The 7,613-nt window shown below is 71.6% G+C and carries 8 protein-coding genes and 1 pseudogene; 2 read left to right on the top strand and 7 right to left on the bottom strand.

Features of this window, described 5'->3' with window-relative positions; genetic code table 11:
• Positions 1-257: pseudogene (locus tag CCN56_RS13275) on the top strand (ion channel protein); the annotation flags it as partial.
• Between the two features lie 25 nt (positions 258-282).
• Here CCN56_RS13275 and CCN56_RS13270 read toward each other — a convergent pair.
• The 4 genes from CCN56_RS13270 to CCN56_RS13255 form a co-directional block, all read right to left on the bottom strand.
• On the bottom strand, positions 283-897 hold the full coding sequence (locus CCN56_RS13270) for a PadR family transcriptional regulator (protein WP_086826687.1): 615 nt from the start codon (positions 895-897) through the stop codon (positions 283-285).
• A gap of 23 nt (positions 898-920) precedes the next feature.
• Positions 921-1,475 (bottom strand): DinB family protein, encoded by a 555-nt coding sequence (locus CCN56_RS13265; protein ID WP_086826685.1) that lies wholly within the window; start codon positions 1,473-1,475, stop codon positions 921-923.
• Between the two features lie 72 nt (positions 1,476-1,547).
• On the bottom strand, positions 1,548-3,005 hold the full coding sequence (locus tag CCN56_RS13260; protein ID WP_086826683.1) for an aldehyde dehydrogenase family protein: 1,458 nt from the start codon (positions 3,003-3,005) through the stop codon (positions 1,548-1,550).
• Positions 3,006-3,067: 62 nt separating this feature from the next.
• Positions 3,068-3,940, bottom strand: a complete 873-nt coding sequence (locus CCN56_RS13255) for a helix-turn-helix transcriptional regulator (protein WP_086826681.1) — start codon at positions 3,938-3,940, stop codon at positions 3,068-3,070.
• A gap of 351 nt (positions 3,941-4,291) precedes the next feature.
• On the opposite strand from CCN56_RS13255, the gene CCN56_RS13250 reads away from it, so the two are divergent.
• On the top strand, positions 4,292-4,789 hold the full coding sequence (locus CCN56_RS13250; protein WP_041129869.1) for an ATP-binding protein: 498 nt from the start codon (positions 4,292-4,294) through the stop codon (positions 4,787-4,789).
• A 65-nt stretch (positions 4,790-4,854) separates the two neighbouring features.
• Here the strand turns inward: CCN56_RS13250 and CCN56_RS13245 are convergent, their stop codons facing one another.
• From CCN56_RS13245 to CCN56_RS13235, 3 genes are all read right to left on the bottom strand, one after another.
• Positions 4,855-5,067 (bottom strand): DUF397 domain-containing protein, encoded by a 213-nt coding sequence (locus CCN56_RS13245; protein WP_041129870.1) that lies wholly within the window; start codon positions 5,065-5,067, stop codon positions 4,855-4,857.
• A 179-nt stretch (positions 5,068-5,246) separates the two neighbouring features.
• A complete protein-coding gene (gene rpmG / locus CCN56_RS13240; protein ID WP_086826677.1) occupies positions 5,247-5,411 on the bottom strand; it encodes a 50S ribosomal protein L33 in 165 nt (54 codons plus the stop codon).
• Positions 5,412-5,478: 67 nt separating this feature from the next.
• Positions 5,479-7,533 (bottom strand): FUSC family protein, encoded by a 2,055-nt coding sequence (locus CCN56_RS13235; RefSeq protein WP_086826675.1) that lies wholly within the window; start codon positions 7,531-7,533, stop codon positions 5,479-5,481.
• Positions 7,534-7,613 lie beyond the last annotated feature (80 nt).

Raw genomic sequence — 7,613 nt, 5'->3', positions numbered from 1 at the left:
TCATCGGCGCCGCCTTCGGCCTGTGCGTCCAGGCCCTCGTGCCCGAGGTCCACCCGGCCGTCGCCGTCTCCTCCGCCGTCCTCGGCGTCCTGCTCGCCACCACCCGGCAGGGCTGGATCAGCCTCTTCACCGGCGCGGTCCTCGCCTCGTCGCCGCCGATGCTCGCCGTGCTCTGCCTCGCCTCGCTCCCGGCCTGGCTGATCGTCACCGGCCGCCCCCAGCTCGAACTCGACCACGAGGGCCACGCCCTGCACTGACCCCCGCGACCGGCCTGGCTCCGGGTCAGCGCGCGTACGGGTTCTCCTCGCCCTCCGCGAGCACCCCCACGAAGGGGTCGCCCTCGCCCGCGAACACGTACGCCCCGCCCTCGATCCGCTCGATCAGGCCGAGCGTCCACTCCTTGCCGGCGTCCGCCGAGTGGACCCACATGCGCATGATCTCGCCGATGTGCCCGAGCTGCTCCGGGCCGCCCTCCGGCGTGTAGTACTCCGTGACCTCCGCCCGCCACTCGTCGAGCGCCCGCACCCGCCGGCGCAGCAGCTCCGTGACCTCCGCGCGGGGCAGGTCCACCATGAAGCCGATGGCCGCCGACAGGACGTCCGTCTTCTGGTCGTACGTGGTCAGCGCCTCGCGCAGCAGCGCGAAGTACTCCTCCGTACCGGCCTCCGTCAGCTCGTACTCGACGCGCGGCGGCCCGCCCACGGCGCTCGGCGCGATCTCGTGCGCGTGCAGCAGTCCCTGCTTCGCCATCTGTTTCAGCGCGTGGTAGATCGAGCCGGGCTTGGCGTGGGACCACTCGTGGGCGCCCCAGTACTCCAGGTCGCCCCGCACCTGGTAGCCGTGGGCGCGGCCGTGCTGCTTGACCGCGCCCAGGACGAGAAGTCGGATCGCTGACATGACCCGATGTTAGTCAACCTTGACTAAGCGGGGGCGTCCCGTCCCTCGTTCTCCTCCGCGATCAGGTCGAAGGAGCCCTTGCCGTCCAGGGACTCGCGGATGATGTCCGCGTGGCCGGCGTGCCGGCCCATCTCCTGGACCAGGTGCAGCAGCATCCAGCGGACCGAGACCCGCCCGTCCGCCGGGAACCAGGGCGCGGGCGGCAGCGGGAAGGTGTCGTCCAGGCTGGGCACGGAGCGGACGAACGCCTCCGTCTGCTTCGCCACGTCCTCCCAGAAGGCGAGGACATCGGGGATGGACTCCCCGTCCACGAGACGGAAGGCCTCGCCCCAGGTCTCCTCGGTGCGCTGCCGCTCGTTCGGCCGCTCCTGGGCCAGCCGCAGCCAGTTCAGCTCCACCTCGGCGACGTGCTTGACCAGCCCGGAGAGGCTGAGTTCGCTGGCGCTGGGCCGGCCGGCCGCCTGCTCCTCGGTGAGTCCGAGGAGCGAGCGGCGGAGCGCGGCGCGCTGGGCCTCGACGAAGTTGAGGAACGCACCGCGCTCGTCGCCGGGGGCCTCCGCGGGAACAAGGGCAACCATGGTGTCCGCCTTACGTAGCTGGGCTTCTTTCGACAACGACCACGCTACGGAGACTTGCGGACAGCTGCTGTCCTAGAAGGGGAACCGGCTGCGGCCGTGCTGGATCGAGATCCACTTCTGGGTGGTGAAGGAGTCGACCATCGCGTCGCCGTTCAGCCGCCCGACACCCGAGTGCTTCTCGCCGCCGAAGGGCACGATCGGCTCGTCGTGCACGGTGCCGTCGTTGATGTGGATCATGCCGGTGTGGATGCGCTTGGCGACCCGTACGCCCCGCTCGACGTCCCCGGTGTGGACGGCGCCGCTGAGCCCGTACGGGGTGTCGTTGGCGATCCGTACGGCCTCCTCCTCGCCGTCGAAGGGGACGATCAGGGCCACCGGGCCGAAGATCTCCTGGCCCAGGACCGGGGCGTCGGCGGCGATGCCGGTGAGGACGGACGGGGAGACGAGGTTGCCCTCGACCGTGCCGTGCAGCAGCGCGGTCGCGCCGGCCGCCACCGTCTGGTCGACGACCGCGGCGACGGACTCCGCCTGCTGGGAGTTGATGAGGGGACCGATGTGGGTGGCGGGGTCGGCCGGGTCGCCGACGCGCAGGGTCTTCACCTTCGCCACGAACTTCTCGGTGAACTCCTCCTCCAGGGTGCGGTCCACCAGGATGCGGTTGGCCGCCATGCAGACCTGGCCCTGGTGCACGAAGCGGCTGAAGACGGCCGCGTCCACCGCGTAGTCGACGTCGGCGTCGTCGAGGACGATCAGGGCGCTGTTGCCGCCGAGTTCCAGGACGGCGTGCTTGAAGTTCTGCGCGCAGACCGTGGCGACGTGGCGGCCGACCTTGTCGGAGCCGGTGAAGGAGATGACCTTCGGGACCGGGTGGGTCAGGAGCGCGTCGCCGATCTCGGCGATGTCGGTGACGACGACGTTCAGCAGGCCGGCCGGCAGACCGGCCTCCTCCAGGACCTTCGCGACCAGCGTGCCGCCGCAGATCGGGGTGTTCTGGTGCGGCTTGAGGACGACGGCGTTGCCGAGCGCGAGCGCGGGCGCGACCGACTTGATCGAGAGGAGGAAGGGGAAGTTGAAGGGGGAGATGACGCCGACGACGCCGACCGGGACGCGGTAGACGCGGTTCTCCTTGCCGTCGACCGGGGAGGGCAGGATGCGACCCTCGGGGCGCAGCGCCAGCTGGATCGCCTCGCGCAGGAACTCCTTGGCGAGGTGCAGCTCGAAGGCCGCCTTGAGACGGGTGCCGCCGAGCTCGGCGACGATCGTCTCCGCGATCTCCTCCTCGCGGTCCTCGACGATCCGCAGCGCGCGCTCGAAGACGAGCCGGCGCGTGTACGGGTTGGTCTCGGCCCACGCGGTCTGGGCACGCTCGGCGGCCCGGTAGGCGCGGTCGACCTCGTCGGCGGTGGCGACGGTGATCGACGCGAGCTTCTCCCCGGTGTACGGGTTGAAGTCGATGATGTCCCACGAGCCGCTGCCGGGCTTCCACTCGCCGTCGATGTACTGGTGGGCCAGGTCGGTGAAGTGCGACATGGTGGAGACCCCTCTACCCGCTACCTGCAGTGCGACTGATGTGGCGTCATCGTACTGATGTATCAGGAGAGTTGAAGGAGACCTCGGAGAAGGTCACGACTTTCGGCCGGATCCGGACCGTCCTTCTGGAGCTTCTCCATCACCCGCTGGTACTGGGCGACCTCCTCGCGCTTGTCGAGGTAGAGGGCGCTGGTGAGCTGTTCGAGGTAGACGATGTCGGAGAGGTCGGACTCGGGGAAGCTCAGCATCGTGAAGGCGCCGCTCTCGCCGGCATGGCCGCCGAAGCTGAAGGGCATGACCTGGAGCGTGACGCCCGGGTGTTCGGAGATCTCGATGAGATGCCTCAACTGCCCCTGCATGACCGACCGGTCGCCGTAGGGGCGGCGCAGCGCGGCCTCGTCGAGGACCGCGTGGAGCTGCGGGGCGCGCTCGGAGACGAGGACCTTCTGGCGCTCCAGGCGCAGGGCGACCCGGCGGTCGATCTCGGCGCGCGGGGCGTCGGGCATGCCCCGGGCGACGACGGCCTGAGCGTACGCCTCGGTCTGCAACAGGCCGTGGACGAACTGGACTTCGTAGACGCGGATGAGGGAGGCGGCGCCCTCCAGGCCGATGTAGGTCTGGAACCAGCCGGGCAGGACGTCGCCGAAGCTGTGCCACCAGCCGGCGACGTTGGCCTCGCGGGCGAGTCCGAGGAGCGCGCCGCGCTCGTTCTCGTCCCCGACCCCGTAGAGGGTGAGCAGATCCTCGACGTCCCTGGCCTTGAAGCTCACCCGTCCCAACTCCATGCGGCTGATCTTGGATTCGGACGCGCGGATGGAATATCCGGCCGCCTCGCGGGTAATCCCGCGCGACTCGCGCAACCGCCTCAGCTGGGAGCCCAGCAGGATGCGCCGCACCACGCTCCCGCTCGCTCCGCTCGATTCGCCTGCGGCCACGGCTCTTCGCCTCCCCTTTACGGTGTCGAGCCCCCGTCGAGCCCCGGATTCTGCCATCAAACGCTTCAGCGCGTACACATTCGATTACGGAAAGGCGACGAGTTCCGGGCATCGGGGCGCACAGTGCGGGCACATCGCGGGCACAGTGCGCGCAGATCGCGGGAAGTTCCCCTCATCGTGTGGACGACTTATGCACAGATTCGGCACGTGGCCGGACAGGTCCGGCGCGTGCACGTGCATCTGCCCTTGCATCCAGTGCACGCATTCGGAACCATGGAGCCCGCGCAGCCGCGTACTCGTTCGTGTTGTCGTGTTGTCGCACCACAGTCGCGATTCCCGGGAGTGCCTCGCATGGGGACGAATGGATCGACCGTGCTCGAGCCGTTACGGCAGGGCCTGCCGCCGATCGATCCCGGCGCCGTCTCCACCTCCGCCTCCTGCGCCCTGCCCGCCCGGTACGAAGCCGTGCGCGGGGCCCGCAAGTTCACCAGCACCACGCTCGACCGCTGGGAACTGACGGAGCGCTTCGACGACGTGGCCCTGGTCGTCTCCGAGCTCGTCACCAACGCGCTGCGTCACGCGGTGCCCGCCGACGCGCCCCAGGAGGAAGGCCAGAACCCGCCGGTCCGGCTGCACCTGATGCGCTGGGCCTCGCGCCTGGTGTGCGCCGTGCGCGACCCCAGCCGGGAGAGCCCGGAGGCGCGCGGCGGCGAGGAGGACTTCGCCGCCGAGTCGGGGCGCGGCCTGTTCCTGGTGGACTCGTTCAGCGACAGCTGGGGCTGGCACCCGCTGGCCGGCACGCTCCAGGGCAAGGTGGTGTGGGCGCTGTTCCGGATCGGACCGGAGTAGCGCCGGAGCAGTACCGGGAATGCGGGAAGGGCCCCGACGGAAACCGTCGGGGCCCTTCCCGCGTCTCAGACCAGGTGGTCGAACTCTCCGTCCTTGACGCCCAGCAGGAGTGCTTCTATCTCCGCGGGCGTGTAGACGAGCGCGGGCCCTTCGGGGTGGCGCGAGTTGCGCACGGCGACGTCGCCCCCCGGGAGCTTGGCGAACTCCACGCAGGATCCCTGGGAGTTGCTGTGCCGACTTTTCTGCCACACGACTCCTCGCAGCTCCGTGGCCGCCATGCCGTTGTACGCGCGATGCGCATGATGCACTGGTAGCTCCCCGAGTTGCTTGGTGCAGGTGTCAACTTCCTCGGATCATAGCTGTGTTCATGTGCAGATGCGTGAGCAGATGCACGTGCACGGGGGGTGGCGTAGCGGCTACGCGACGGAGAGTTCCGTCGGCGGGTGGACCGCCCGGTTCAGCGCTCCTCGCGGAAGTCGACGTGCCGGCCGGCGACCGGGTCGAACTTGCGCAGGCCGAGACGGTCGGGATCGTTGCGGCGGTTCTTGCGGGTGACGTAGGTGAATCCGGTTCCAGCGGTGGAACGGAGCTTGACGACGGGGCGGAGCTCATTGCGTGCCATGCCGCGAAGAGTAAACGAAAATGAATCCCATTGCCAATAACTGTCCGGAGACGCCTGGAGACGTACGTCACCCGGACCGCGTCGACTCCGTAAGGGCCGTCGTGAGCTCCTCCAGGGTCTCCAGGAGCAGGACGGCCCCCTTGTGGATCAGGAAGTGCTCCGGCGGCTCGGCGGACCAGGCGGCGAGCGTCTCCCGCAGGTCGTCCCAGTGCGGCACCCTGCGCTCCCGCACCTCCTTCGCGCCCCGCGCCGTCGACCGGCGCAGGGCCTCGGCGAGGGTCGCGGCGGCGGGCAGGGGCGGGGCGCCGCGTTCCGGCAGGTGCGCCTCCAGGAGCATCACCACCCGGCCGAACTCCGCGAGCGCGTGCTCGGCCTCCTCCACCGCCGCGTGCGAGAGCCCCCGGTGCCGGACCGGTTCGTGGGTCGCCCGGGCCACCGCCTCCTGCCAGGCGACGCGGGCCGCGCGGGTCCTCAGGAGCGCCTCCCGCACGTCGGGGACGGCCGGTCCGGCCGGATCGGCGTACCGCGCGGCGACGACCGCCGCGTACGCGCCGACCGAGGCCAGCCAGTCCGCGAGCCGGCCGCGCAGCCGGGGCGTCTCCCAGGCCGGGTAGACGGCGTACGACAGCATCGCGAGGAGCCCTCCGAGGAGGGTGAGCAGGACCCGTTCCCGTACGGTCTGGGTCAGGCCCGCGCCCTCCATGCCGAGCAGGAAGACGACGTACGCGGAGACGCAGACCTGGGCGACCGCGTACCCCGTCCGCATCAGCAGGTACATCCCGAAGGCGCAGAGGACGGCGAGGGCGGCCGAGAGGTACGTGCCCGGGTACGCCGCCCGGACGACGGCGGTCGCGAGCGCCACCCCGACCAGGGTGCCGCCGAACCGGGCCACCGAGCGCGCGTACGTCTGCGAGAAGTCCGGGCGCATCACCATCACCGAGGCCATCGGCGCCCAGTAGCCGTGGCCGAACGGGAGCCACGTGCCCAGGAGGTAGCCGGCGGCCGTGACCACGGACACGCGGAGCGCGTGGCGCAGGACCGGGGAGCCGGGGCGGAGCTCGGCACGCACCCCGGTGAGGACGATCGGCGCGAGACGGACGAGGGTCGGGCGGGTCCTCAGGGCGTCCGAGGTCTCCGTGCGCGGCTCCGCCGTCTCCACGACATCGCCCAGCAGCGCCGCCAGACGGAGGGCCGCCCGGCGGGACGGGCCCTTGAGGATCGTGCCCGTGTCCGGGGTGCGGAGGGCGGCGAGCGCGGGCGGGGGCGGGGCGACCGGCTCGCCGTGCCGGATCGCGTGCGCGGCGGCGTCCAGGACCTCGGCCGCCGCACCGAGCAGCTCCCGCACCCGGGCCCGCTCCGGCCCCTCCCCCGGCACGCCGACCGCAGGGTCCGCGAACGAGGCCAGGACCGGACGGATCCGCTCCGCGAGCCCGCGCGCCCCGTGCAGCTCCGCCGGGCGGGTACGGGCCTGGCGGGGCGTCACGGCGGCGGCGCTGCGGGCCGTCATGAGCGGTACGGGGTCGAACGGGGCGACCGGGTCGTGCCGGAGGCGGCGGGCGTAGTCCGCCTCGGCCGCCAGCGCGTCCGCCAGGGCGTCGCGCTGGGCGCCCCAGCGGCGGACCGGGAGGAGCACGACCAGGGCCGCCTGGACGACGCCGCCCGCGAAGATCACGGCGGCGTGGCCGGCGGCGGTGGCGACGGAGGTCGGGAGGGTGACCGTCACCAGCATGATCGCCACGTTGGAGGAGGCGATGATCCCGGCGGTCGGGCCCGCGGCCCAGGCGAGGCCGGACAGGAACGTCCAGAGGAGGAGCAGGGCGAGGAAGAGGGCGGTGTGGGCCCCGGTCAGATAGCCGAGGAACGTCGACACGGCGAGGCTCGCGCCGGAGGCGAGGGCGAGGGTGGGGCGGGGGCGCCAGGAGCGCTGGAAGGTGGCGATGGCCGCCTGGAAGGCGCCGAAGGCGGAGGAGACGGCGACGGCGGGGCCGAAGAGGGCGAGGGAGACGCCGACGACGAGGGCCAGGCCCAGGGCGCCGCGGGCCGCGACGGCGGGTTCGAGTCGCCGCCGCTCCGTGGTGAGGCCGGAGCGGGCGGTCTCCTTCAGCGCCCGGAGCCAGCTCATGCGCCGAGCGTATCGACGAAACCCCTCAAAACGGGCGCTTACCCCTTGTTGCGGGCCTGGGCCCCGCCCGTTGTGGCCGG

The sequence above is a fragment of the Streptomyces sp. NRRL B-24572 genome, from assembly GCF_002156145.1.
In the GTDB taxonomy this organism is placed as follows: Bacteria; Actinomycetota; Actinomycetes; order Streptomycetales; family Streptomycetaceae; genus Streptomyces; species Streptomyces vietnamensis.
Note: the sequence above shows the minus strand (reverse complement) of the source record. Positions and strands in the feature narration are given on the sequence as shown.